Source organism: Pseudomonas monsensis, from assembly GCF_014268495.2.
GTDB classification, from domain to species: Bacteria; Pseudomonadota; Gammaproteobacteria; order Pseudomonadales; family Pseudomonadaceae; genus Aquipseudomonas; species Aquipseudomonas monsensis.
This window is the reverse complement of record NZ_CP077087.1, coordinates 3,019,669-3,043,960: the sequence shown is the minus strand read 5'-3', so window position 1 is coordinate 3,043,960 and position 24,292 is coordinate 3,019,669. Positions and strand designations below refer to the sequence as shown.

General features: G+C 62.2%; 21 protein-coding genes. 1 reads left to right on the top strand and 20 read right to left on the bottom strand.

The window, feature by feature from the left end; translation table 11 throughout:
- Nucleotides 1–40: 40 nt before the first annotated feature.
- The 9 genes from HV782_RS13285 to lexA form a co-directional block, all read right to left on the bottom strand.
- Nucleotides 41–2,152 (bottom strand): hybrid sensor histidine kinase/response regulator, encoded by a 2,112-nt coding sequence (locus HV782_RS13285; protein WP_186745832.1) that lies wholly within the window; start codon nt 2,150–2,152, stop codon nt 41–43.
- Nucleotides 2,153–2,286: 134 nt separating this feature from the next.
- Complete coding sequence (locus tag HV782_RS13280; protein ID WP_123468168.1) at nt 2,287–2,976, bottom strand: GntR family transcriptional regulator; 690 nt, start codon at nt 2,974–2,976, stop codon at nt 2,287–2,289.
- Nucleotides 2,977–3,364: 388 nt separating this feature from the next.
- Nucleotides 3,365–4,024, bottom strand: coding sequence for a DUF799 domain-containing protein (locus HV782_RS13275; protein ID WP_186745834.1), 660 nt, complete (start codon nt 4,022–4,024; stop codon nt 3,365–3,367).
- Nucleotides 4,021–4,389: a DUF4810 domain-containing protein gene (locus HV782_RS13270; RefSeq protein ID WP_123468164.1), complete on the bottom strand. Its 369-nt coding sequence runs from the start codon at nt 4,387–4,389 to the stop codon at nt 4,021–4,023. Before HV782_RS13270 ends, HV782_RS13275 begins: the two co-directional genes overlap by 4 nt.
- A 28-nt stretch (nt 4,390–4,417) precedes the next feature.
- Nucleotides 4,418–5,104, bottom strand: a complete 687-nt coding sequence (locus HV782_RS13265; protein WP_177490383.1) for a CsgG/HfaB family protein — start codon at nt 5,102–5,104, stop codon at nt 4,418–4,420.
- A 139-nt stretch (nt 5,105–5,243) separates the two neighbouring features.
- Nucleotides 5,244–8,342 (bottom strand): error-prone DNA polymerase, encoded by a 3,099-nt coding sequence (locus tag HV782_RS13260; RefSeq protein WP_217890355.1) that lies wholly within the window; start codon nt 8,340–8,342, stop codon nt 5,244–5,246.
- Nucleotides 8,318–9,733: a Y-family DNA polymerase gene (locus HV782_RS13255; RefSeq protein WP_128613590.1), complete on the bottom strand. Its 1,416-nt coding sequence runs from the start codon at nt 9,731–9,733 to the stop codon at nt 8,318–8,320. The genes HV782_RS13260 and HV782_RS13255 overlap by 25 nt, the downstream gene beginning before the upstream one ends.
- 7 nt (nt 9,734–9,740) lie before the next feature.
- Nucleotides 9,741–10,358 (bottom strand): translesion DNA synthesis-associated protein ImuA, encoded by a 618-nt coding sequence (gene imuA, locus HV782_RS13250; RefSeq protein ID WP_186745839.1) that lies wholly within the window; start codon nt 10,356–10,358, stop codon nt 9,741–9,743.
- On the bottom strand, nt 10,358–10,975 hold the full coding sequence (gene lexA / locus HV782_RS13245; protein ID WP_186745841.1) for a transcriptional repressor LexA: 618 nt from the start codon (nt 10,973–10,975) through the stop codon (nt 10,358–10,360). Before lexA ends, imuA begins: the two co-directional genes overlap by 1 nt.
- A 247-nt stretch (nt 10,976–11,222) precedes the next feature.
- On the opposite strand from lexA, the gene HV782_RS13240 reads away from it, so the two are divergent.
- A complete protein-coding gene (locus tag HV782_RS13240; protein ID WP_186745843.1) occupies nt 11,223–12,881 on the top strand; it encodes a phosphoethanolamine transferase in 1,659 nt (552 codons plus the stop codon).
- A 61-nt stretch (nt 12,882–12,942) separates the two neighbouring features.
- On the opposite strand, the gene HV782_RS13235 is transcribed toward HV782_RS13240, so the two are convergent.
- The 11 genes from HV782_RS13235 to HV782_RS13185 all read right to left on the bottom strand — a co-directional run bounded on the left by HV782_RS13235 (nt 12,943) and on the right by HV782_RS13185 (nt 24,254).
- Nucleotides 12,943–13,221, bottom strand: coding sequence for a DUF971 domain-containing protein (locus tag HV782_RS13235; RefSeq protein ID WP_186745845.1), 279 nt, complete (start codon nt 13,219–13,221; stop codon nt 12,943–12,945).
- On the bottom strand, nt 13,218–14,180 hold the full coding sequence (locus tag HV782_RS13230; RefSeq protein WP_186745847.1) for a HEAT repeat domain-containing protein: 963 nt from the start codon (nt 14,178–14,180) through the stop codon (nt 13,218–13,220). Before HV782_RS13230 ends, HV782_RS13235 begins: the two co-directional genes overlap by 4 nt.
- Entirely contained in the window at nt 14,177–15,025 is an 849-nt protein-coding gene (locus HV782_RS13225; RefSeq protein WP_128614985.1) for an ABC transporter ATP-binding protein, read from the bottom strand. The genes HV782_RS13230 and HV782_RS13225 overlap by 4 nt, the downstream gene beginning before the upstream one ends.
- Nucleotides 15,025–15,807 carry an ABC transporter permease gene (locus HV782_RS13220; protein ID WP_123468143.1) on the bottom strand — a complete coding sequence of 261 codons (783 nt, stop codon included), beginning with the start codon at nt 15,805–15,807 and terminating at the stop codon, nt 15,025–15,027. The genes HV782_RS13225 and HV782_RS13220 overlap by 1 nt, the downstream gene beginning before the upstream one ends.
- 355 nt (nt 15,808–16,162) lie before the next feature.
- Complete coding sequence (locus HV782_RS13215) at nt 16,163–17,566, bottom strand: ABC transporter substrate-binding protein (protein ID WP_186745849.1); 1,404 nt, start codon at nt 17,564–17,566, stop codon at nt 16,163–16,165.
- 238 nt (nt 17,567–17,804) lie between these two features.
- A complete protein-coding gene (locus HV782_RS13210) occupies nt 17,805–18,050 on the bottom strand; it encodes a 4Fe-4S dicluster domain-containing protein (protein WP_003225615.1) in 246 nt (81 codons plus the stop codon).
- A gap of 25 nt (nt 18,051–18,075) precedes the next feature.
- On the bottom strand, nt 18,076–19,806 hold the full coding sequence (locus HV782_RS13205) for a fumarate reductase/succinate dehydrogenase flavoprotein subunit (protein ID WP_186745851.1): 1,731 nt from the start codon (nt 19,804–19,806) through the stop codon (nt 18,076–18,078).
- Nucleotides 19,803–20,555 (bottom strand): GntR family transcriptional regulator, encoded by a 753-nt coding sequence (locus HV782_RS13200; RefSeq protein WP_123468132.1) that lies wholly within the window; start codon nt 20,553–20,555, stop codon nt 19,803–19,805. Before HV782_RS13200 ends, HV782_RS13205 begins: the two co-directional genes overlap by 4 nt.
- 210 nt (nt 20,556–20,765) lie before the next feature.
- Nucleotides 20,766–21,734: a Gfo/Idh/MocA family protein gene (locus HV782_RS13195; protein ID WP_186745853.1), complete on the bottom strand. Its 969-nt coding sequence runs from the start codon at nt 21,732–21,734 to the stop codon at nt 20,766–20,768.
- Between the two features lie 25 nt (nt 21,735–21,759).
- Nucleotides 21,760–22,647, bottom strand: coding sequence for a Dyp-type peroxidase (locus HV782_RS13190; RefSeq protein WP_186745855.1), 888 nt, complete (start codon nt 22,645–22,647; stop codon nt 21,760–21,762).
- A 509-nt stretch (nt 22,648–23,156) separates the two neighbouring features.
- Entirely contained in the window at nt 23,157–24,254 is a 1,098-nt protein-coding gene (locus HV782_RS13185; RefSeq protein ID WP_186745857.1) for an AraC family transcriptional regulator, read from the bottom strand.
- Nucleotides 24,255–24,292: the final 38 nt, after the last annotated feature.

The window sequence follows — 24,292 nt, the reverse complement described above, 5'->3', positions numbered from 1 at the left end:
GCTTTATCCATACAGCCCCAAGTGCCTCGCTTGCACCCGATCAGGCACCGAGCACCGCGCGAATCATTTGCAGCATGGCCTCGGGGCTATAGGGTTTGCCCAGCAAATGGGTATCGGGGCTGAGTTGGTGGTTGCGCGAGATGATGTCGCGGGTGTGCCCGGAGGTGAACAGCACCGCCACCGGTGGCGTCTGCACCTTGGCCCAGGCGAACAGGTCGGAGCTTTTGATCAGCCCCGGCATGACCACGTCGGTGAAGATCAAATCGACCTCGACACCTTCGAGCAGCATCTGCATGGCCGCATCGCCATGGCCGGCGGTGAGCACGCGATAGCCCTCTTCGCGCAGCAATTCAACCGCCGAGGCGCGCACCGCCTCGTTGTCCTCGACCACCAGAATCGTCTCGTGGCCACCGCCCTGCTGCGCGTCAAGGCTCGGCATTTCAGCGCGGACCGGCCGCAAGCTGCGCGGGAAGTACAACTGCACTCGCGTGCCTTCACCGACGCGGCTGTCGATTTCGACATGGCCGCCGCTTTGTTTGACGAACCCGAAGACCATACTCAAGCCCAGACCGGTGCCCTGACCGTCGGCCTTGGTGGTGAAAAACGGTTCGAAGACTTGTTCGAGGATCTGCGCCGGGATGCCCGCACCGGTATCGCTGACCGCCACCCGCACGTACTCCCCGGGCAGGATGCCTTTACCGGCACAAAACTCGCGCTCCAGACGGGTGTTGGAGGCGCTCAGCACGATGGTGCCCTCGCCTTTCATTGCATCCCGGGCATTGATGGCCAGATTGAGAATGGCATTTTCCAGTTGGTTGCGATCAACGTTGATGTGCCACGGCGCTTGCGGCAGCTGCACGTCGATCTGAATGGTTTCGCCCAGCGCCCGTTGCAGCAACTCCCCCACGCCGTCGAAGATCTGTTGCGGGTTGCACACCGCAGGCGACAACGGCTGACGCCGGGCAAACGCCAGCAGTTGCGAAGACAGTTTGGCGCCACGCTCGACCGCCGCCAACGAGGCGCTGACCCGGCGCTGGACATTGGCATTGTGCGGTTCATGCCGGGCCAGCAAATGCAGATTGCCAGCGATCACTTGCAGCAGGTTATTGAAGTCGTGGGCAACGCCGCCGGTGAGCCCGCCAATCGCTTCAAGCTTCTGCGACTGGCGCAATTGCTCTTCGGCCGCCAGTCGCGCCTCGACTTCATCGGCCACGCGTTGTTCGAGGTTGCGGGTGAACTTGAGCAGGGATTCTTCAGCGGTCTTGCGCTCATGAATGTCAATCAACACGCCGGGGAAACGCCGTGCTTTACCGTGTTCATCGAACTCGCACGCGCCACTGGCCAGGACCCACAGATAACTGCCATCGCTGCGGCGCACGCGGTACTCCGCGTTGAACGGCGCGCCGGTCCGCACCGAATGGGTGACGCGCTCGTGCACCCAGGCGATGTCATCGGGATGGATGCGGGACTGGGCGATGTCCTGGGCCAGATTGCTCAGGTCCTGATCCGGCGGATAAGAGAACGTGCGGGCGAAACGCTCATCCGCCGACAACGTATTGTTTTTCACGTCCCAGACAAACGAACCCAACAGCGCGCCGGCATTCAGCGCCAGTCGCACGCGCTCGTTATCGGCGCGGTAGGCATCTTCGGCGGCCTGGCGCAAGCGCTCGGAATGCATGAATTCGGTAGTTTCCACCACCATCGCCATGACCCCGGCCGGTTGCCCGTCATCGTTGGCCACAGGGCTGTAATAAAGATCCATCCAGACGTCTTCGGGCACCCCGTCGCGCAGCAGCACCAGTTCCTTGTTGCGGTAAGACAGGGTGCCGCCGGCCAGACAGGTATCGACCACGTGCCGATTGAAGTCGGCCACTTCCGGCCAGCCCAGCTCCACCGGCGAGCCGAGCAGATACGGATGGCGGCCACCGGCAAATTTCGAGTAGGCGTCGTTATAGATCATGTAGCCGGCGTGGCCCCAGAGCATGACCATCGGCAGAGGCGACGCCAGCATCAATTGCACCGTGCTGCACAGACTGGCAGGCCAGGTGTCCAGCGGACCCAGCTCGGTAGGGCTCCAGTCGAACGCGCAAATGCGTTCGGCCATTTCGCCTTTCCAGCCGTCACAACCGTGACTATCGGATAAAAACTGCATCGACTGACTCGGTGTCCTGTGGTGGTTGTCCGGTAAATCACGACGACCAAACGACGCGACGCTCGTCTGTTTCGAGCATCTTGCGGCGTATTGGTTTCATAAGAGGTATAGCCGATTTCCCCAGCGCCCGGAACTCATACGCCGATCAAGTGTTTGAGCGGATGGTAGCCAGTTTTCATCTTCGCAGCGACGTCGAGAATGGCCTGTTCGATGCCGTTCAGGTGCAGGCAAGTCAGTTCGATCGCCGCGCTCTGATCCCCGGCTTCGATGTACTCGAGCAGGCGCAGGTGCTCGTCATCGCGGCAGGCTTCGTGACTGTCATCATCCAGCGCGGCGACGTACAGCGAGGCGCGGGAGATGAGTTTCTGGAACCAGTCGAGCAGCACCGGGTTGTTCAGGCTGCGCGCCAGTTTGATGTGGAACTCGCCGAGCAGATGAATCAGCCGCTCGTGGTCGCCGGCGGCGTGGGCTTGATCTTCCAGCAGCAGATGCGCGCGCAAGTCCTGCATCGCGGCGGGGTCCTTGCGCCGGCACAGTTCGGTGACGATACCGATCTCGATCAGGCGCCGGGTTTCGAACAGCGAGCGGATCTCTTCGTTGCTGGGCAGCGACACCGAAGCCCCCTTGTTCGGTTCGGTGGTAACCAGTCCGTCAGCCTCCAGTTGCTTGAGCGCGGCGCGCACCGACGTGCGGCTGACATTGAATAACTCGGCCAGTGAGGCCTCGCCCAGTTTCATGCCAGGGCGCAACGAACGCTTGCAGATCGCCTCGTAAACCCCTTGGTAGACGCGGTCGACCGTGGTTTCCGGTTTCTTGTCGGTCATACGAACACTCCTTTGGCATCGGGCAACCCTCCCCTGGCGATCGCTGGCCAAGAAATAAGAGGGAGGGTGCACACGCCTATTGTCTTTATTTGCGTCTGTGAGCGTCGCGCAGAATATCGCCTTCGGCGGCAAGATGCAGGGTCTTGATTGCACGTTGAGTACGGATCGTTGATCGGGGCTGCGTCGATTTGCCAGTCTGCTCGTTGCAAGCAGGAACGCAAGCGCCAGGGGGGATGAGCGGGTCGGGACTGCCGCACGATGAACGACAGAGGAGCACATTCCCCTTGCAGAAGCGGGCTTGCTTGCGAAAGCGCTGTGTCAGTCAGGCCAAATGCCTCTGACAGACCGCCTTCGCGAGCAAGCCCGCGCCCACAAAAGTTTCAGGTGGTCAGTCAGTGCCGTACTTCGGCGAACGCGGCCCATACAGCAGACCAGCCGGGTGGCCGGCCGACAACAGACGATTACTCGCCACACCGGCAATCGGGTAACCGGCATCGGTGGAGCTGTTGATCACCTGCTTCACTGCGGCCGTGATCAGCATGCCGATCAAACCACCGGCGTTGCCGTTGTTACCCTCTTCACTCGACGCCCGGGCCGTGCCGGTCCACAGCGTGGTACCGGACTTCAGGTCGACCAGTTTCGCCGTCGCGGTCACGGCGGTTTCACTGCTGATCACCCGGTAACGCGTGCCGTATTCGGTCACGTTGATGTACAGCGCCGCGTCCGCACCGAAGATTTCCTTCAGCTTGTTCGGCGGTGCCTGATGGATGTCATCCGGCGTGGTCAGGCCGTTCTGGCGGAAGGTTTCGTCCACCAGCGTGATCGGCAGCACGTAGTAACCGGCCTCGGCCAGCGGAAACGTCACTTGCGACAACAGGCTGTACGACGCTTTCACGTCGGGCGAGGTGTTCAGCGGCGGCAGCACCAGAATGGTCTTGGGACGTGCCTGTTTATACGCCGAATAGTCGACGGTTTTCGGCGCGACACAGCCACCGAGTACGGTCAGGGCCAGACCGGCGGCCAGCAGCTTCAGAGCACGCTTGATCATTGGGCGTCTCCGGTCTTGGCGTTTTTAAGCAGAAAGTCCATGTAGGTGCCCGACTCCGGGAACAAGGCTTTCTCGGTGCGCAACTGCTGCACCATCTGATCGTCCTTGCCCATGCTCAGGTACAACAGGCCCAGATGCGCGTGGTAACCCGGCGGTACGGCTTTGCCACTGGCGCGGATCTTTTGCAGATCGGCTTCCAGCGCTTCGGCCTGCGCTTCTTTTGGTGTTTCGCTTTTGAAGTATTCGTAAACCTGCGGCTGGTAGCCTTCCCACTGGTACAGGGTTTGCGGACTGCTGCAACCGGCCAGCAAGGCGCTGGCGGCCAGCGTCAGGACCAGACGCGGTCGAGACAGAAAAACATTCATTGTTGATGCTCCTTGCAATGGGTTGCGATCAGTTGGCCGGTTTCCAGGCACCAGCGTTCATGCCATCGACCAGACGATTGATCGCCTCGCGCATGGCCAGATCAAGGACTTTGCCGTTGAGGGTGGAGTCGTACGCAGCGGTGCCGCCGAAACCGATGATTTCACGGTTGGACAAGGCGTATTCGCCGGCGCCCTGAGTCGAATACACCACTTCGGAAGTGCTGATGTTGACGATGTTCAGGTTGACCTTGGCGTAAGCGACCTGGGTCTTGCCACGGCCGAGAATGCCGAACAACTGGTGATCGCCCGTCTCTTTACGACCGAACTCGGTGACATCACCGGTGACCACGTAATCGGCACCCTTCAGACGCTGGGCCTGGCCCTTGATCGCCGCTTCCTGCTGGATCTCGCCCATGTTGTCGCGATCCAGCACGCTGAAGCGGTTGGTCTGCTGCAAGTGCGTGATCAGGATGGTCTTGGCCTGGCCGCCGAGACGGTCGACGCCATCGGAGAAGATGCCGCGCATGTAGCTCGAGCGGTTGTCGAACTTGCCCACGGCCATCGGTACGCGGACGCCGGTCCAGACCTGAGTGGCGCTTTCGACCTTGGCCACCGGCAGTGCACGGGAGCTTTCGGTAGCACAACCGGCAAGGGTGCCGGCCAGGGTGCCCAGCACGGCAATCGCAACGCCTGAGACCAACATCCGGGAGATCATTCTCACTGAGTATTCCTTCTTGAAAAACGGTGTGTCCCGGCACGGCAACGCGCTGGGCAGCGGAAAAGGGGCGGCATTATGACAAAGTGCCATCATTGAAGACAGGTTTTTTTGACGCCAATGAATTGGCCGCCCGGGATCAGTGGAAATCGCGGCTCTGCACGCGGATGCCGTTGAGCAGCGGACTGAGGTCGCTCAGGCGGCCGGCGATCAGGTGGCGCACTTCGCCTTCGCGCTCCCAGCGGCCATCGACCCTGAGCAATTGCGAGCCCACCAGCACCTGGCGCTGGCGCTCGGCGAGGTCGCGCCAGACCACCACGTTGACGTTGCCGAACTCGTCTTCCAGGGTGACGAAGGTCACGCCGCTGGCGGTACCCGGTCGTTGACGACCGGTGACCAGGCCCGCGACGCTGACCGGGCGACCATGCTCGATGTCCAGCAACTCCCGTGAACTGCGGCAGCGCCGGGACTTGAGTTCGCCACGTAACAGCGCCAGTGGATGCGGGCCCAACGTGGTGCCGACCGTGGCGTAATCGGCATGAAGGTCCTCACCCACACTCGGCTTGGGCAACACCACATCGGACTCCTCCTGACTGGGCAAACCGGCAAACAAGCCGAGCTGTTTCTGCACTCCGGCCACTTCCCAGCGGGCGCGATGACGATGCCCCGCCAATCCGCGCAATGCCCCGGAATCGGCCAGCAACGCCTGCGCCCGGCTGTCGAGCGCGGCACGCTCGCCCAGGTCGGCGACATCGGCAAACGCCCCGCGCGTGCGCGCCACCTCGATGCGCCGGGCATCGTCCTCGCGAAAGCCCTTGATCATGCGCAGGCCCATGCGGATCGCCGGCTGGGCTGCCGTGGTCGATTCCAGGCTGCAATCCCAGTCACTGGCGCGCACGTCCACCGGGCGGATCTGCAACTGATGGCGACGCGCATCCTGAAGGATCTGGTCCGGGCTATAGAAACCCATCGGCCAACTGTTGATCAGGGCACAGGCGAACGCCGCCGGTTCATGGCACTTGAGCCAGCAACTGGCGTAGGTCAGCAGGGCGAAACTGGCGGCGTGGGATTCGGGAAAGCCGTAGCTGCCAAAGCCCTTGATCTGCTCGAAAATCTGCGCGGCGAATTCCGGCGTGTAACCGTTTTTCTGCATGCCGGCAGCGAGACGTTCCTTGTGCGGTTCCAGTCCGCCGTGGCGCTTCCACGCCGCCATCGAGCGGCGCAACTGGTCGGCCTCGCCGGGGCTGTAATCGGCGGCCACGATGGCGATCTGCATGACCTGTTCCTGAAACAGTGGCACGCCGAGGGTGCGCTCCAGCACTACTTTGAGCTCCGGTGATGGATAGGTTTCCGCTTCTTCCTTGTTCCGCCGACGCAGGTACGGATGGACCATCCCGCCCTGAATCGGTCCCGGACGGACGATCGCCACCTCGATCACCAGATCGTAGAACCTGGCCGGTTTCAGCCGCGGCAGCATCGACATCTGCGCCCGGGACTCGATCTGGAACACGCCGATGGTGTCGGCACGGCTGATCATGTCGTAGGTCGGTTTGTCTTCGGCCGGGATCGTCGCCAGGCTCAGGTCCAGGTGGCGATGACGACGCAGCAGGTCGAAACAGCGACGGATCGCACTGAGCATGCCAAGGGCGAGGATATCGACCTTGAGCAACCCGACGGCATCGAGGTCGTCCTTGTCCCACTGAATGATCGTGCGCTCGGCCATTGCCGCATTCTCCACCGGCACCAGCGTGTCCAGCGGCTGCTCGGAAATCACGAAGCCGCCGGGGTGCTGCGACAGGTGCCGGGGGAAGCCGATCAGTTGCCCGGTCAGGCTCAGCACCCGACGCAGCACCGGGCTGTCCGGATCAAAGCCACCTTCGAGCAAACGCGCCACTGGCGGCGTTTCATCGCTCCAGTGACCGCAGCAATCGGCCAGCGCGTTGATCTGATCCGGCGGCAGACCGAGGGCCTTGGCCACATCGCGCACCGCTCCCGCCGCGTGATAGGTACTGACCACCGCCGTCAACGCCGCACGACGGCGGCCATACCGACGGAACACGTATTGCAGCACTTCTTCACGGCGCTCGTGCTCGAAATCGACGTCGATGTCCGGCGGCTCGTTGCGCTCCTTCGACATGAAGCGTTCGAACAGCAGCGTGGTGCGGTCCGGGTCAATTTCAGTGATGCCCAAGGCAAAACACACCGCCGAGTTGGCTGCCGAACCCCGGCCCTGACAGAGGATCTTTTGCTTGCGGGCGAAACGCACCACGTCGTGCACGGTGAGGAAGTAGCTTTCGTAGCCGAGTTCGGCGATCAGTTTCAGCTCGTCATTGATCTGCTTCAGCACTTTGGCTTGCGGCCCTTGCGGCCAGCGCCAGGCGATGCCTTCTTCGGTCAGCTGCCGAAGCCAGGAACTGGCGCTGTGCCCCTCCGGCACCAGCTCTTTCGGGTACTGATAGCGCAATTCGCCCAGATCGAACGTGCAGCGCCGGGCCAGTTGCACTGAGGCGTCCAGCAATGCCTGCGGATACAGCTCACGCAGCACATCGAGGCTGCGCAGATGGCGCTCGCCGTTGGGATGCAGGCGCAACCCGGCCTCGGCCACGGGGACGTGATGGCGAATCGCGGTCATGGTGTCCTGCAAGGCCCGCCGGCCACGGGCGTGCATGTGCACGTCGCCGCTGGCCACAGCGGCAATCTGCAGTTGATCGGCCAGACTCAGCAGTGCCGCCAGCCGACGCGGGTCGTCCTGCCCGCGATGCAACTGCACCGCCAGAAACAGACGCTCGCCAAAGGTCTGTTTCAACCAGCGCCCCTCGTTCAGGTCATCCACGGTGTCCGGCACCCACACCGTGAGCAATCCCGGCAACGGCTCGCTGAAATCCTCGCGCAGCACCTGGTACTGGCCCTTCTGCGTACGCCGCCGCGCCTGGGTGATCAAGCCGCACAGGGCCTGATACCCCGCAAGGTTCTCCACCAGCAGCACCAGTTTCGGGCCGTTGTCGATGCGGATTTCGCTGCCGATGATCAGCGGCAGTTCGACCGACTTCGCTGCCTGCCAGGCGCGGACGATCCCGGCCAGGGTGCACTCGTCGGTGATCGCCAGCGCCTGATAACCGTGTTTTTTCGCCCGCTGAAACAGCTCAAGCGCACTGGAGGCACCGCGTTGGAAACTGAAGTTCGACAGGCAGTGCAACTCGGCATAGCCGTGGCTCATGCAAACCAGCCCTGCAGCCACAACGGGCCGCCCTCACCCACCGCCCGGTAGGCCCAGCCCTGCTGACCGGCGCGGTTCTGGATCAAGTAGTAATCGCGGCGCACGTCGTCGCCGTCCCACCAGCCGGATTCGATGCGCTCCGGCCCCATGAGAATCCGCGCCGAACCTTCGGGCACGCTTTGCGGCTCGCCGAGCAACCAGCCCGGACGATGAACCTTCGGCAAGCCGGTGCAACGTTGTTTGTCGACAGCGTTCTGCCAGGCACATTCGGGCCGGTGATCGGCCTGAAAGCGCAGCCCCTGCACCGCGTCATCGCCCAGCCGTGCGCGCAGGCGTTCGCGCAATTGCTCCCAGGGCAAGGTCTGCTGCGGGCGATCGTCGAACAGCTCCTGAAACTGCGGCACGAAACTCGGCAGATCCTCGGCGCGCAAGCGGAAACCGCGTACCGGCGCCTCGACCTGCACGTGTTCCAGCCGGCCTCGGGCCAGCTCGAAGAGCATCGCCGGATCGCGCTCGGCACTGAGCAGACCGACCTTGATCACGGTGTCCGGCAGCCCGGCGTGTTCCAGGTGCAGGTCGAAGCGCTGCACGCCGCTGTCACGTCCGCAGAGGAACGCCGAGAGGTCGCCGGTCAGACGACGCAACGGGAACAGCAGCGCCTGATGGGACTGCACGTCGAAATTCAGCTCGATGCGCACATCGAAACGATCCGGCGGCAGGTAGAACGCCAGCGCCAGCGGACGCGCGCCGAACAGGGTGTCGAGGTGTTTGAGCATCGACGCTTCGAAGCGCCGGGCCAGGGCCTGACGTGGCAGGCTCTGCACCTGACTGAGCGTGCGCAAGCCCATGCGCGACAACGCCGTGGCCACGCCCGGCTCCAGGCCCACGCGGTCAATGGGTAACTGGCCGAGGTGATGCTGCAAGGCCTCGCCGTCCGGCACCACCAATCCGTCGTAGGCATTGGCCAGCACCCGCGCCGCCACCGGGTTGGGCGCGGCCACGATGCGGTGGCGAAAACCCAGGTCGCTCAGTTCCTTGCGCAGCCGCGCCTCGAATTGCGTCCAGGTGCCAAACAAGCCCAGGCTCGATTCGATCTCGAACACCACCGTGCGCGGGTAATGCACGCTGACCTGCGCGCTGAAGCGGTAGGCCCACGCGGCGAGAAACTGCTGCCAGTGCTCGACCTCGGCGACATCGTAATCCGCCGTGGCAAAACCCTTGCTCAGGGCTTGGGCGGCGGTCATCGACTGGCCAGGACGCAAACCGAGTTTACGTGCCGCCGGATTGACCGCCTGCAGCACCCGGCGCTGGGCCGGGCCGCTGAGCAACACCAACGGTTCATCGGGCTCGGGACGCTGACGCAGCACCGCGTCGAGGGCCAATTGCGGAAACAGAATACAGACCCAGCGCATGGCGACCTCAATGCCCCACGGCAAAGGCAATCGGCGCCGAACACGCCAGCCCGCCGCGGCATTTGAGCACGCGCAACTGGGCCGGTCTGGCGTCGATGGCAATGCGCAACGCCGCCGGCGACGGGTTGACCGCTTCGCTCAACGGGCGCCAGGCAAAGGCCAGGGTCTGGCCGGTTTCCGCCGCCACCTGCAAGCGCCGCAACGCGCGGTCATCGGCCTTGTGCGGCCAGCACAGCACCGCACCGCAACTGCCTGAACGCAGGCATTGTTCCGCCGCCCACAAGGCCTCGCGCTCGCTGGCCTGGATCACCGACAACTGGCGCAGATCCACCCCCGCGCTTTCCCACGCCTGCGGGTACGGCACGAACGGCGGTGCCACCAGCACAATGCGCTCGCCCGCCGCCGAAAGCCGCGCCAGTGTTGGCCAGACCAGTTGCAACTCGCCAACCCCCGGGCCGGCCAGGAGGATTTCGCTCAGCGCCGCTTCCGGCCAGCCGCCGCTGGGTAAGGCCGCGTCCAGCGCGGCATGCCCGGTGGGTTGCGGGCTGGCAGCCGGGGGCGCAGGCCGGCCCTTCCAGACCTGGCCGCCATTGAACAGCGTATCCAGCGCAACGACGGCGCCCATCAGCCTTGCCTCACCAGACCGCAGAACACCCCTTCGATGGCCAGGTCCTGATCGTCGCGCACGACAATCGGCTGATACGCCGGGTTGCGCGGCAGCAACCGCACCACCGCGCCGACCCGTTCGAAGCGTTTGATCGTGACTTCACCGTCGAGCCGCGCCACCACAATCTGGCCGTTGAGCGCCTCGGGATTGCGCCGCACGCCAACCAGATCGCCATCGAGGATGCCGTCCTCGATCATCGAGTCGCCCTGCACCCGCAGCATGTAGTCGGGAGTGCGGGAGAACAGCGCCGGGTCGAGCAGCAAACGGCTGTGGACCTCGGCATCGGCACCGATCGGCGCACCGGCAGCGACCCGGCCGAGCACGGGAATCTCGAGCAGTTCCGGGCGCGCCGGTTGCTCGAGCAGGCGAATGCCCCGGGCCTGATGCGGATTGACCTCGATAAACCCGGCGTCGGTGAGCGCCAGCACATGCTTGCGCGCCACGCTGCGCGAGGCAAAACCAAAAGCCTCGCTGATTTCAGCGAGGCTTGGGGACTGACCGTGTTCGGCGATGCGTTCGCGGATAAAGGTCAGGATGGCGGTACGGCGAGGCGTCAGTGTCTTCATGGAGTACATTTGTACTCCTGTAGGATTTTACTGACAAGCACCGCCAGTCGGCCTGCGGCAGTTCCTGTGTGTCGTGGAGAGCAACCCGCCCGTGCCCGGTCAGCAAATCCCTCTGAAAAAACCTGCTCCCACCCTTTTGATTGGGGTGAACCCATTCGGTAGTTGTTACAGGATGTTTACAATTTTTTTACTAATGTTCTTCTACAGTTACACGCGCAACCGCGTGGTGGTCTTTTTTTGTAGAGGAATGTTTGACATGGCTTTGGGCAACGGACTGCGTTTACCGTCCATCACTCCTACCCGACTGGTGCTGTTGTTTTCCCTGGCGCTGGTGGCGCTGTATAACCTGGCGACCTGGAAGGCGCTGGGCACGCTGATTACCCTGCAAGGCGCGCACAAACTGGCGTTTTTCGCCTCCTTCGGGCTGTTTTTGTGGGCGGCCATCACCCTGCTGCTGACCCTGGTGTCGTTTCGCTGGACGCTGAAACCGGCGCTGACCGTGGTCGCCCTGCTCTCCGCCTGTGCGGCGTATTTCATGAACGAATACGGGATCACCATCGACACGGTGATGATCCAGAACGTGTTCGAAACCAACCCCGACGAAGCCACCGCGCTGTTCAACGGCAAGCTGCTGACTTACGTGCTGTTGCTCGGCGTGCTGCCAGCCGTGCTGATCTGGCGCTGGCCGGTGAGCTATCGGCCGTTCTTTCGCGGCCTGCTCAACAAGGTGCTGGTGATCATCGCCTGCGTGCTGGTGATCGCGGCTTCCGTGGGCACGTTTTATTCGACCTACGCACCGATCTTTCGCCAGGAAGACAAGCTCACCCACTTCATCAACCCGACCAACTACATCTACGCCATCAGCAAATACACCCAACAACGCCTGGGCATCAAAAAGCACTTCGTGGTGCAGGCCATCGGCGAAGACGCGGTGATGAGCGCCAAGGCTGCCGCCCGCGAGAAGAAATCACTGATGGTGTTTGTGGTCGGGGAAACGGCGCGTGCCGACCATTTCTCGCTCAACGGTTATGCGCGTGAGACCAACCCCGAACTGAGCAAACTGGACATCCTCAACTTCACCCAGGTGCATTCCTGTGGCACCTCGACGGCAGTGTCGGTGCCGTGCATGTTCTCGAAGTTCCCCCGTGAGGATTACAGCGACAAGAAAGGCAAAACCTACGAAGGCCTGCTCGATATCCTGCAGCGGGCCGGCGTGCAGGTGCTGTGGCTGGACAACAACAGCGACTGCAAGGGCACCTGCCTGCGCGTCCCCCATCGCGATATTTCGAAGCATCAGCCGGGACCGTTCTGCGATGGCAATAATTGCCTCGACGAAGCGCTGCTGGCGGATCTGCAAAGCTACATCGACAGCCTCAAGGGCCACGCGATCATCGTTCTGCATGCCGACGGCAGCCACGGCCCCGAGTACTACGAGCGCTATCCGAAGGAAATGGAACGCTTCAAACCGATCTGCCACACCAACCAGCTAGGCAGTTGCAGCCGCGATGAACTGGTGAACGTGTACGACAACACCATCCTCTACACCGACCATTTCCTCGCCCAGGTCATCGAGTTGCTCAAGCGCAATCAGGACACGCTGGAGACCTCGATGCTGTACGTTTCCGACCACGGTGAATCGCTGGGTGAAAACGGCCTGTACCTGCACGCCGCGCCATATGCACTGGCGCCCGAAGCGCAGACCCATGTGCCGATGGTGATGTGGTTTGGCAAGGGTACGCTCGCCAGCGAAGGAATTGATCGCGGCTGCCTGCAAGGCAAGACCGGGCAGGCGGATCTGAGCCATGACAACCTGTTCCATTCGGTGCTGGGGTTGTTTGACGTGAAGACCTCGCTGTATCAGCCAGGGCTGGATGTTTTCCATGGCTGCCGGCCGGCGATGACGGCTGCGCAGTAACCCGAATACCGAAGTCTCTGTGGCAGCTGGCTTGCCAGCTCCCACAGGCAACGCAGTGTTCTCAAGGGGTGAGCTGTGCCAGGTAGTCCCACGGATAGATTCCGCGCTGGTGCCCATCGCTGAACACCAGTTGCACGCCGTAGCCCTGCGGGTTGATCTCGATCAGGCGAACCCGGTCATCGACCCGCGGGGTCATCCCTTTCAGGCGAAACGCACGGCACTGCGAGCACGGGCACTGGCGGCGCAGTTCGGCATGGTTGAGCACCGATTCACGCCCGTCCGGCCAACTCAGGCGCAAGGTCTGCGCGCTTTGCGAATTGCCCACCGACAGCGGCTTCATTGCAACTGACTCAAGGCAATCCGCACCGCTTTGCGCACTTCCGGGTCACCGTCGTCCTGCGCCGCCTGCAACGCCGCCACCGCCCCGCGATCATTCAACTCACCGAGGGCCAGCGCGGCTTCCTTGCGCAGGTTGCTGATGCGGTGGCCGAGGGTCTCGATCAAGGTGTCCAGAGCCGGCGCAAAACGCAGGCGACCGAGGCTGCGAGTGGCGCGCAGACGTACTTGCCAGTAGTCATCGTTCAAGGCTTCGATCAACGCCGGACCGGCATCGCTGTGGCCGACCTTGCCCAGGGTGGTGGCCGCCTCTTCTCGCACTTGCCAGGCGTGGTCCTGCAAGGCCTGGCGCAAGGCCGGCAGCACCTCGGCGCCAGAGGCCAGACCGAGGGCACCAGTGGCGGCGCGGCGCACTTCGGTGTCCGGGTCGGCGCTGGCCAGGCGTGCCAGCGCCGGCAGCGCGTCGAGTTGCTTAAGCCAGCCGAGCACGCCGACCGCTTCGCGGCGCACATTGGCGTCGGCGTCGTCGAGTGCCACAACCGCAGCAGGCGCGGCGGCGGCGAAACGCAATTCGCGCAGGGCGCGGAACGCGGCAATCCGCACACTGACTTGCGCATGATCGGTCCACGGCAGAATCACCCGCCCCGCCGCTTCGCTCTTGAGCAGGCTCAGGCTTTGCGCTGCCGCTGTTTGTACGGCCGGCGACGGATCGGTGAGGGCCTGACACAACGCCGCCACCACCGGCTCATCTTCCCAGGCTTCCAGCAGTCGCGCGGCTTCAGCGCGGACTTCTTCAGCCGGATCATCGGTCAGCCTTTCGACCAGCCACAGCAAGCCGTCCGGCTCTTCCAGATCAGCCAGATCAATCAGCGCAATGCGCCGCACACCGGCATCGTCAGCGGTCAGGCGCGGCTGCAGGGCGAGAATGTCCGGGTTATCGGTCACAGCAAAAAATGAGGTCATAGGGCAAATCGCGGCAAGGGGTTTTCGGGAGGCAGGCCGAGCGGATTAAGGCGCGGCAGCGGGCGGTCGTTGTCGTGACGCAATAGATCAAGGCAGTGGCGTTTGAGGCGTGAAAACTCGGCGCTGGTCACCAGCTCAGTGGTACGCGGTCGCGGGAAGTCCAGACGCAGGTCTTCGATGATTCGTCCCGGTCGCGCACTCATCACCAGCAAACGGTCGGCGAGGAACAGTGCCTCGTCGATGTCGTGAGTGACGAACACCACGGTGGTGCGGATGCGCGTCCAGATGTCCAGCAGCAGTTCCTGCATGTTCAGGCGGGTCAAGGCATCCAATGCACCGAAGGGTTCGTCCATCAACAACAGACGCGGGCGATTGATCAGCACCCGGGCGATTTCCACCCGTTGCTGCATGCCGCCGGAGAGCTGATCGGGCCAACGTTCGGCAAACCCGTCGAGGCCCACCAGTTTGAGAATGTCGTCAGCGGCGCGGTGGCGTTCAGCCTTGCCGATGCCGCGCATCTTCAGGCCGAAGGCAACGTTGTCGCGCACCGTGCGCCACGGAAACAGCGTGTGATGCTGGAACACCATGCCGCGTTGCGGCGACGGCCCGGACACCTCGCTGCCATCGACTTTGAGACTGCCGGCATGCGCACTCAAGTGCCCGGCGAGTGCGCCGAGCAAGGTCGACTTGCCACAACCGGACGGGCCAAGAATGCACACGAACTGGCCGGGCTCGATCTGGCAATCCAGCCCTTGTACGGCTTCGAACGCGTGTTGGCCTTCGCCAAGAACGATCGACAACTGACGAATATCGATCCGCCCTTCCGGGGTTTGCATTGCGCTCATCAGGCTTTTCCTCGTGGTCGGTGCCAGGGCGTGAACAGCCCGCCGAGGCGTTTGATCAACAGGCTGCTGCCCATGCCCAGCACGCCGATCAGCAGCATGCCGACGACGATGTCGGCGTAGTTCTGAATGGTGTAGGACTCCCAGGTGTAGTAACCGATGCCGAACTGGCCGGAGATCATTTCCGCCGTTACCAGACAAAACCACGAGGTGCCCATGCCGATCGCCAGGCCAGTGATGATGCTCGGCGCGGCCCCCGGCAGAACCACTTCGCGCAAGATCGCCCGGCGCCCTGCCCCGAGGCTTTTCGCCGAGGCGATCAGCCGTGGATCGACGCCTTCGACACCGTGCACGGTGTTGAGCAGGATCGGGAACAGTGCGCCGGTGAAGGTGATGAACACCATCGACAGTTCCGACGACGGAAACATCAGGATCGCCAGCGGAATCCACGCCACCGCCGGGATCGGCCGCAGCACTTCCAGCGGTGGCAGCAACAGGTCCTCAGCCCATTTCGAGCGGCCGATGGCCAGACCCAGCGCGATGCCGATGAGCAATGCCGCGAGGTAGCCGGCGAACACGCGGCTCAGGCTGGCAGTCAGGTGCTGGAGCAACTTGCCGGAGTCGCCCAGGCCCAGCGCCGCGTCGATCACCGCCAGCGGGGTTGGCACGTTGGCGAAAGTGACCAGGCCAAGGTTCCAGTGGTGGCTGGCGGCGAGTTGCCAGAACAGCAGGCAGAGCAGCAGGGAGGCGGCTCTTGATATCCAGCGTAGAGTCGATGATTTCATGGCGCGGGTTTCCAGTTCCGGGTCTGCTTGATGGCTGAGATTTAGCCCCCCTCACCCCAGCCCTCTCCCCCAAGGGGGCGAGGAGGAAAGGGAGCCGACTTCATGCTTTTTCAAACCTGGGTTCGGCTCAATAGGGAGTCGATCTTCATGCTTTTCAAAGCCTGGGTTTGGCTCAATAAGGAGCCGATCTTTGCGCTTTTCAAAACCTGGGGTCGGCTCGATAACGAACCCATCCTCAGGCTTTTCAAACCTGAGTTCGGCTCGGTATTTCAGGTCGGTGTACCTTGCCCAAACACCTCGGTCAGTCCCCTCTCCCTCTGGGAGAGGGCTAGGGTGAGGGGCTTTTGATCTTCAACTAGCGGGCAGCGACTGCTTGGGTGGTGGCGTCAGTGAAATCGAGTACCTTGCCACCCTGCGCTGTCGCATATTGCTGCGCCTGGCCCTTGAGCAGAAACGCACTCAACCGCCCTTTGGCATCACTGGCAAACCACGCCTGATCGGCCAACAGCTTGATCCCGCTGTCACTGGCCTGGGCATACACCGCCCGGATGTTTTTGCCTTCCTGTTTCAAAGCGGCCAACGCGGTGAAGGCTGATTCGGCGGAGGCGTACTGGCGCACCTTGTCTTCACCGCGCACCCAGATTTCGGCGACGTGACTGAAGTCGGAGATGGCTTTGCCGGTCGTGGCGTCCACGGCTTTCAACGGGGTCTGCGCGTAGTTAGCAAGTTGCGCGGCGTAGTCCAGATTCGCCGCCTTGAACGCAGCACGGATGTATTGATCGTCGATAAAGGTATTCAGATCGAGGCCGCGATCAGCCTTCTTCAGTAGCTTGAGGGTGTCGATGGCCGTACCCACCGCCTGACGGTATTCCGGTTTCCAGCTCAGATCGCGGGTCTGCACACCCAGAGGGCCGTGGAACAGGTAATTGACCTCGGCATCGACGCCCGTGACCTTGGCAATCAGTTCGCTGTACTTCTCCGGCTCGGCGGCAAGCAACCGATTGGCCTCGATACTCGCGCGCAGGTAAGCGATGACGATCTCCGGGTACTTTTTCGCGTAGGCCTGATCCACCAGCGCACCGTGGAAGGTCGGCGCATTGGCCTGGGCACCGTCGTAGATCTTGCGGGCAAAACCACGGCTGGGGAACAGTTCGGCGAACGGCACGAAATCGGCGTGAGCGTCGATCTTGCCGGCCTGCAACGCGGAGCCGGCGACTTCCGGTGGCTGGGCGATGATGTTCACGTCCTTGAGCGGGTCCCAGCCCTGCTCCGCCACCGCGCGCAGCAACATGCCGTGGGCCGTCGAGGCGAATGGCACCGAAATGGTCTTGCCCTTGAGTTCACTCAGCGACTGCACCCCGGACGCGCTCGGCACGACGATGCCGTTGCCGCTGCCCTTGATGCTGCCCGACAACACGCTGATGAACAGGCTGTGCTTACCGGCGGTTTCGAAAGCCACACCGTTGAACGCCCCGGGGAAATCGGCCATGGCGCCAAAGTCGAGCTTGCCGGCGACCATCTCGTTGGTCAGCGGCGCACCGCTGGTGAAGTTTTTCCACTGCACGTCATATTTCGCGTCTTTGTAGGCGCCGTCGTGGGGCAGGTAGTTGTCGAGCAGGCCGAGTTCACGAATCAACAGTCCGCCGGCGGCGCAGTTGATGGTGGTGTCCTGGGTGCCGATGGCGATGCGGATGGTTTCGGCCGAGGCCGCCAAGCTGAACGAAGCCAGTACCAGACCGGCGATTGCTGCACGCAACATGGTTGTTTCCCCTCGAATCATTGATTGGTTGTTCGTCTCCGCCGCGATCAGGGCGCGGTGGGAAACGAGGGGGTTTCGGTGATTCCAGCGTCCGGGTGTTCCGGGTAGCTTTTATGTAGTCCAGGCGGGCCTCATCGCTGGCAAGCCAGCTCCCACAGGTTTCTCGGGCGTTTGCAAAACTTATGTCCCACTGCAAATCCCTGTGGGAGCTGGCTTGCCAGCGATAAGGCCCTTTCAGTCAACGCAATAAATAGGGAATGTCGACTTTCACCGCACCGGTCGGGCAATCCTTTTCACAGGGCATGCAGTACCAGCATTCATCGAACGCCATGTAGGCCTTTTGCGTGGCCGGGTTGATCGCCAGCAGGTCCATCGGGCAGACGTCGACGCATACCGTGCAGCCCTTTTCGGCGATGCATTTGTCCTCGTCCACAGTGACCGGGGCGTTGGAGCGGAAGAAGATTTCCTGGGCTTGATAGGCCATGGTTCGGACTCTCTCTAGTGGTGTATCAAGCGGCAAAAGTGCCCACCCGCAAGCGGTCATAGGCCTGCATTTCTTCGGCATCGAGCGGGATGATGTACGGCTCGACGGGTTTCTTGAAACTGGTCATGCGGCCGTCGTCACCCTTCTTCAGATGGCAGTGGCAGAACCATTCACTGTCGTTGCGTTGTGGGTGATCGACCCGGTAGTGGTAGAGCCCCCAACGGCTTTCGGCGCGAAACAACGAGGCGCGCGCAGCCATTTCGGCGCAGTCGCGGATCACGCTGGTTTCCATCGCACGCATCAGTTCGTGGGCGTTGTTGGCCTTCATCTGCTCGAGGTCGCGTTCGATGTCGCTGAAGCGTTGCAGGCCGATCTGCATCTTCTTCGTCACTTTCGGCGGTTGCAGGTAGTCGTTGACGAAGCGCCGCAGCTTGTACTCGACCTGGGCCGGCGGCAGGCCATGCTCGCGGTCCAGCGGCGCGTAGACTCGCGCCTGCTCTTTTTCGATCTGCTGCAGGTCCAGTGCAGAGAACTCACGTCCGGCGACAAAATCCGCCGCGTTGTGCCCGGCAAACCAGCCATAGGTGAACGCGCCGAGCATGTAGTTGTGCGGCACCGCTGCCATGTCACCCGCGGAGTACAAGCCTTTCACCGACGTCTCGGCCCGCTCGTTGACCCACACCCCGGACGCCGAATGGCCGCTGCAAAAACCGATCTCGGAGATGTGCATCTCGACCATTTGCGTGCGGTAGTCAGTGCCGCGATTGGCGTGAAACTGGCCACGGCTCGGGCGCTCGTTACTGTGCAGGATCTCCTCGATGTTCTGGATGGTTTCCTCGGCCAGGTGATCGAGCTTGAGGAACACCGGGCCGTTGCCGCTTTCCAGTTCCTGGTGAAACTCCCACATCATCTGCCCGCTCCAGTAGTCGCACTCGATGAAGCGTTCGCCCTTGTTGTTGGCGGTGTAGCCGCCCAGCGGGCCGGTGACGTAGGCGCAGGCCGGACCGTTGTAGTCCTTGATCAACGGGTTGATCTGGAAGCATTCGAGATTGGCCAGCTCGGCCCCGGCGTGATACGCCATCGCGTAGCCGTCGCCGGCATTGGTCGGGTTTTCATAGGTGCCCATCAGGTAACCCGAGGACGGCAGCCCCAGGCGGCCGGCGGCACCGCAGGCAAGGATCACAGCCTTGGCCTTGATCACATGGAAGTCGGCGGTGCGGCAATCAAAGCCCATCACCCCGTTGACCGCGCCCTGCGCGTCGGTCAGCAAACGCGTGCAGACCAGCCGATTGGTGATGCTCACCCGCGCGCGTTTCAACTGGCGATACAAGACCTTTTTGATGTCATGCCCTTCCGGCATCGGCAACACATAGGCGCCCATGTGGTGGACTTTTTTCACCGCGTAATCGCCGGTTTCGTCCTTCTCGAACTTCACACCCCAGCGGTCAAGCTGTTCGATGGTTTCAAAACTGTGGGTGGCGTAGGCGTAAACGGCGGCCTGATTGACGATGCCGTCGTTGGCGATGGTGATTTCCTTGGTGTACTGCTCCGGCGTCGAGTGGCCGGGAATGATTGCGTTGTTCAGGCCGTCCATGCCCATGCTGATCGCGCCGCTGCGTTTGACGTTGGCCTTGTCGACCAGCAGCACGCGCAAATCGCGGTTCTTTTCTTTGGCCTTGATCGCGGCCATCGGGCCGGCCGTGCCGCCGCCGATGACAACGATGTCGTATTCCTGCTCGAGAACGTTGCGGGTCATGCCTGCTCCCCTTTTTGCCGGTCGATCCGCAAGCGGTACTGGAACGCATCGCCACGGTAGTAAAGGTGTTCGAAGTCCAGCGGCTGGCCGTTGGCGTCGTGGGTCAAGCGTTCAATGCGCATGATCGGCGAGCCGGCCTCGACGTTCAGCGCCTGGGTCAGGTCGCTGTCAGCCAGCACCGCGTCGATGGCCAGATCGGCATGGCCGAGGGCGATGCCGCAGTCGTTTTCCAGAATCAGGAAGATGTCACGCGTCACCAGATCCGCCTTCTCCAGGCGTTCGCCAAGGGCTTTGGGCAAGTAGGTGATTTCCAGGGAAATCGGCTCGCGGTTGATCAGACGCACGCGTTTGATCTGCGCCACGGTTTCGCCTTCGGCGACTTGCAGGCGCTCGGCCACACGCTTGTCGGCGGGGATGAATTTAAAGCTGCGCAGACGGTTGATCACCTCATAGCCGCGCCCGGTCATGGACTCGGCCAAGCCTTGCAGGCTGCTGACGTTCTGGAAGGTTTTCGGCTTGGCGACGAAGGTGCCCTTGCCGTGAATCTTGAAGATCAGTCCTTCTTTCTGCAGATCGCCCAAGGCCTGGCGCACGGTGATGCGGCTGACTTTGAACAGCGTGCCGAGTTCGCTTTCGGAAGGCATCTGGCTGTCTTGCGGGTATTCGCCGTCGAGAATCCGCGCACGGAGGACGTCGCGCAGTTGGGTGTGCAGCGGGACACTGCTGAGGGACAGAACGTTATCGGTCATCACGGGATCACTTGTTATAACGAGTTATGACGTGATCTTAGAGACGTTATGACAAGCTTGAGAAATACCGAATGGGCATAACCTTAGATGCTTCACACGATCGCTTTTTGCAGGAGTGAGCCTGCTCGCGATAGCGGCATATCAGATACGAGCCCGGTGTCTGACACTCCCCTATCGCGAGCAGGCTCACTCTTACAGGAGAATTGCGTACTACTGGCGTTTGAGAATCTGGTCCATGACCCAATCGGTCTTGAGCGCTTGTTCGGCGACTGCCGGATGGAGCGAATCCCCGCGAATATGCGCATTCATTCCCAGCACGTGATGCCACTGGATGTGCTCGTGGTGGGGAATTTCCAGACTGATGGCTTCATCGGCCTGCAGCTGCACCGGATGCTCATCAAACACGGAAAACGCGATCCGTCCCTGACTGCCGATGATCTCGACCCGATCCTCGCGCCGATCCGCAACGAAGCTCCAGCAGCCCATGCCGAGTGCCCCGCAGGCGAACCGCCAACTGGCGCTGACGGCATCTTCGGCGGGATACAAACCGGCCTGTCGTGCGGTGAAACCGGCGACTTCGACGATATCGCCGAGCAGGTACTGGAACAGGTCAAAACCATGGCTGGCCAGGTCGGCAAAGTAACCGCCACCGGCCACACTCGGGTCGGTGCGCCAGTTGGCGCGGCCGTCCAGATCGGCCGGCGACGGCGCCTTGGTCAGCGTCCAGCTCAAATGCCGCACCTCGCCGATGCGCCCCTGTTCCAGCCATTGCCGCACCTGCTGGAAACGCGGCAACGAACGGCGGTAATAGGACACGAACAGGTACAGCCCCGCATCGGCAAAGACCTGCTGCATCTCGCGGCTTTGCGCGGCGTTGAGCGCCATCGGTTTTTCCACGCAGCAATGCTTGCCGGCGGCGGCGACTTTGAGGCTGTAGGCGTAGTGGCTGTCGGGGGGCGTGGCGATGTACACCGCGTCCACCTCGGGATCGTTGATCAGCGCGTCAACGTCGGTGTAGACCCGGGCGATGGCATGACGCGCGGCGTAATCGGCCACCGCCTCAAGGCGTCGGCCCATCACCGCCACCAGTGCCGAACCGGGCGCCTTGTAGAAGGCCGGCCCGCTCTTGCGCTCGGCAACGCTGCCACAGCCGATCATGCCCCAGCGCACCTGGTTCATCGCCCCACTCCGTTTGGTTGAAACCTTAGCCGATGCGCAAGGCGCGCAGATCGAGGTGACCGTCCTTGAGCGGTGGGCACCAGTAGTAGCCGCCAGTGATCGGCCGACTGATGCGGTACAGACCGTCGGTAATGCCGTCTTCCAGCCCGCTCATGCGCCGCAGTTGGGCTTCGAAAGCGTCCAGCGAGAAACCGAACGCTAGGAACATCAGCCCGGCGCGATCGCCTTCGATCCACGGCATCGAACGGCGCACCAAAAACGCCTCCGGCGCAAAGCTTTCCTGCGCTGTGCGTTTGACGTGGGCGGAGACCGGCGCGTCGTCGATCTCTTCGTTGTCGCTGAGGCGACGGCCCATGATGTTGTCCTTGTCTTCGGCGGACAACTGATGGAAACCCTTGAGGTCGTGCTGCCACTGCTGGATCGCGGCGAAGCTGCCGCCGACCAGGCCTTCGGCGCCCTCGCCCAGCAACGCGGCAGCGATGGCGGCTTCGTCATGCGGGTTTTCGGTGCCATCTTCGTAACCGGTCAGGTCGTGGCCGTCCTTGTGGCGGAAGGCTTCCTGCCTCTCGACCAGGCGCAGGGCCGGGGCCAGTGCGGCTTCGAGGGCATTGCTGCGGTTGAGCAGTTCGCCACGGTCGACACCGTGCAGCCAGACCCACAGCGCGTGCTGGGTCGACGGATTGTCGACGCCGACGCCGCTCATGGCCGGGAAGCTGCGCAGGCCGTCGATCTGCACATTCAGGGCCTGGGCCAGGGATTCACCGAAACCGACCACCGCCGACTTGCCGTCCACCAAATGCATCAGGTTGTCGATCGCCTGCGGCAGGGCTGCTACCGATTCAAGGGCAAAAAACAGATGACGTGCTTGTGGCGGAACTGGGGTGGCGAGAATGCCCGGCTGGTAGTAACTCATGTGAACTCCTTGGGAAAGTGCGCGGGAGTTTACCTGTAGCCGGAGGCTTTGTGTGGGTTTGGAGAACGCTAAAAGCCCCTCACCCTAGCCCTCTCCCGGAGGGAGAGGGAATTGAATGGGGGATGCTGTGGAGATACGCCGACTTGAACGTGCTGTACCGAATCCTTAATCGACAAAAATCTTTCAGGTCGATGGATGACGCAAGACACCTCGATCAGCCCCCTCTCCCGGAGGGAGAGGGAACTGAATGGGGGATGCTGTGGAGATACGCCGACTTGAAAGTGCTGTACCGAATCCTTAATCGACAAAAATCTTTCAGGTCGATGCCTGACGCAAGACACCTCGATCAGCCCCCTCTCCCGGAGGGAGAGGGAATTGAATGGGGGATGCTGTGGAGATACGCCGACTTGAAAGTGCTGTACCGAATCCATAATCGACAAAAATCTTTCAGGTCGATGGATGACGTCGATCGGCCCTCACGCTCTCAAGTCCATAATCGACACAATCTTTCAGGTCGATGGATGACGCAAAACACCTCGGTCGGCCCCCTCTCCCTCTGGGAGAGGGCTGGGGTGAGGGTTTGCGTCATGCCGCCAGGCGCTCGGGCTCATCCCCGTCCAGCGCTTGAAGGCCCGGCGAAAACTGCGCACATCGCTATAGCCCACTTCTTCGGTGATGCGTTCGATCGGCATGTCCGGATTGGCCAGCAGGCTCAGGGTCCGCGCCTGCCGCACTTGTTCCAGCAGCGCTTCAAAGGTCAACGCATGCTCGGTCAGACGCCGGCGCAAGGTACGGCTGCTCATGTTCAAATCACCGGCAATCTTTTCAATGTGACTGCCACGGCTCAAGTCACGGGCGATCGCCCGCTCCACCGCCTGAATCAGATCCAGCTTCTGATGCACCTGCGCCGCTTCCAGCTCAAGCAACGCGACGGCCTGGCGCAACGCCAGCGAGTGATGATTGGGCAAGTGCACATCGAGCCATTGCGCGTCGATCAGCATCCGGTTGTGCAGGCAACCGAAGCGCACCTGCGGCCCCAGCAACCGATGGTATTCGCTCAGGTAATCCGGCGCGGCATGCACGAACTCCACGGCAATCGCCTTGAACTCAGCCCCCACCAGTGCGCGGCCATACACCAGCAAACTGGCGAAAAACTCTTCGACCGCAAACACCTGCACGTCGGCGAATGGCAAGCGGCATTCGGCGTCGAGATGCACCTGCTCACCGACCACATCGACACTGGACACCACAATCCCGCCCGAGGTGTGCTGATGACGAATGCCCAGCGCAAAGGCATCGCGCAAAGTCTTGCACAGCGACAGCACATGCCCGAGCAAGCCCAGCGTTCCCAGCACATTCTGCGCGCCGACCCACAGACCGAGGCCCTGATTGGGCAGCACTTTGAGCCCGCGCTGAATCATCGCCACGGCCTGGCGATAGGAAATCCGCTGCGCCGGATCCTGCAGATCCTCGAGCGTCAAGCCCAGGCCACGGCACAGGCTTTCCGGGTCGAAGCCCTTGTTGTGCACGACCTCGGCGAGGGTTTGCAGGAGAAACGGCGACACCAACGCCAGTTCAAAGGTCGGGTCTTGGACTTTTACGTTCATGGAGGCTGACATTCCGGATCACGCTTGATTGTTATTTT

What these genes read in the sequence shown, in the direction of transcription:
- HV782_RS13235 (WP_186745845.1), bottom strand. Translation starts at nt 13,221, where the DNA reads ATGAAGCCGCTGTCGGTGGGCAATTCGCAAAGCGCGCAGACCTTGCGC.
- HV782_RS13225 (WP_128614985.1), bottom strand. Translation starts at nt 15,025, where the DNA reads ATGAGCGCAATGCAAACCCCGGAAGGGCGGATCGATATTCGTCAGTTG.
- HV782_RS13195 (WP_186745853.1), bottom strand. Translation starts at nt 21,734, where the DNA reads ATGAACCAGGTGCGCTGGGGCATGATCGGCTGTGGCAGCGTTGCCGAG.
- HV782_RS13285 (WP_186745832.1), bottom strand. Translation starts at nt 2,152, where the DNA reads ATGCAGTTTTTATCCGATAGTCACGGTTGTGACGGCTGGAAAGGCGAA.
- HV782_RS13185 (WP_186745857.1), bottom strand. Translation starts at nt 24,254, where the DNA reads ATGAACGTAAAAGTCCAAGACCCGACCTTTGAACTGGCGTTGGTGTCG.
- HV782_RS13190 (WP_186745855.1), bottom strand. Translation starts at nt 22,647, where the DNA reads ATGAGTTACTACCAGCCGGGCATTCTCGCCACCCCAGTTCCGCCACAA.
- lexA (WP_186745841.1), bottom strand. Translation starts at nt 10,975, where the DNA reads ATGTACTCCATGAAGACACTGACGCCTCGCCGTACCGCCATCCTGACC.
- HV782_RS13255 (WP_128613590.1), bottom strand. Translation starts at nt 9,733, where the DNA reads ATGCGCTGGGTCTGTATTCTGTTTCCGCAATTGGCCCTCGACGCGGTG.
- HV782_RS13230 (WP_186745847.1), bottom strand. Translation starts at nt 14,180, where the DNA reads ATGACCTCATTTTTTGCTGTGACCGATAACCCGGACATTCTCGCCCTG.
- HV782_RS13275 (WP_186745834.1), bottom strand. Translation starts at nt 4,024, where the DNA reads ATGATCAAGCGTGCTCTGAAGCTGCTGGCCGCCGGTCTGGCCCTGACC.
- HV782_RS13215 (WP_186745849.1), bottom strand. Translation starts at nt 17,566, where the DNA reads ATGTTGCGTGCAGCAATCGCCGGTCTGGTACTGGCTTCGTTCAGCTTG.
- HV782_RS13210 (WP_003225615.1), bottom strand. Translation starts at nt 18,050, where the DNA reads ATGGCCTATCAAGCCCAGGAAATCTTCTTCCGCTCCAACGCCCCGGTC.
- HV782_RS13240 (WP_186745843.1), top strand. Translation starts at nt 11,223, where the DNA reads ATGGCTTTGGGCAACGGACTGCGTTTACCGTCCATCACTCCTACCCGA.
- imuA (WP_186745839.1), bottom strand. Translation starts at nt 10,358, where the DNA reads ATGGGCGCCGTCGTTGCGCTGGATACGCTGTTCAATGGCGGCCAGGTC.
- HV782_RS13270 (WP_123468164.1), bottom strand. Translation starts at nt 4,389, where the DNA reads ATGAATGTTTTTCTGTCTCGACCGCGTCTGGTCCTGACGCTGGCCGCC.
- HV782_RS13265 (WP_177490383.1), bottom strand. Translation starts at nt 5,104, where the DNA reads ATGATCTCCCGGATGTTGGTCTCAGGCGTTGCGATTGCCGTGCTGGGC.
- HV782_RS13205 (WP_186745851.1), bottom strand. Translation starts at nt 19,806, where the DNA reads ATGACCCGCAACGTTCTCGAGCAGGAATACGACATCGTTGTCATCGGC.
- HV782_RS13200 (WP_123468132.1), bottom strand. Translation starts at nt 20,555, where the DNA reads ATGACCGATAACGTTCTGTCCCTCAGCAGTGTCCCGCTGCACACCCAA.
- HV782_RS13220 (WP_123468143.1), bottom strand. Translation starts at nt 15,807, where the DNA reads ATGAAATCATCGACTCTACGCTGGATATCAAGAGCCGCCTCCCTGCTG.
- HV782_RS13280 (WP_123468168.1), bottom strand. Translation starts at nt 2,976, where the DNA reads ATGACCGACAAGAAACCGGAAACCACGGTCGACCGCGTCTACCAAGGG.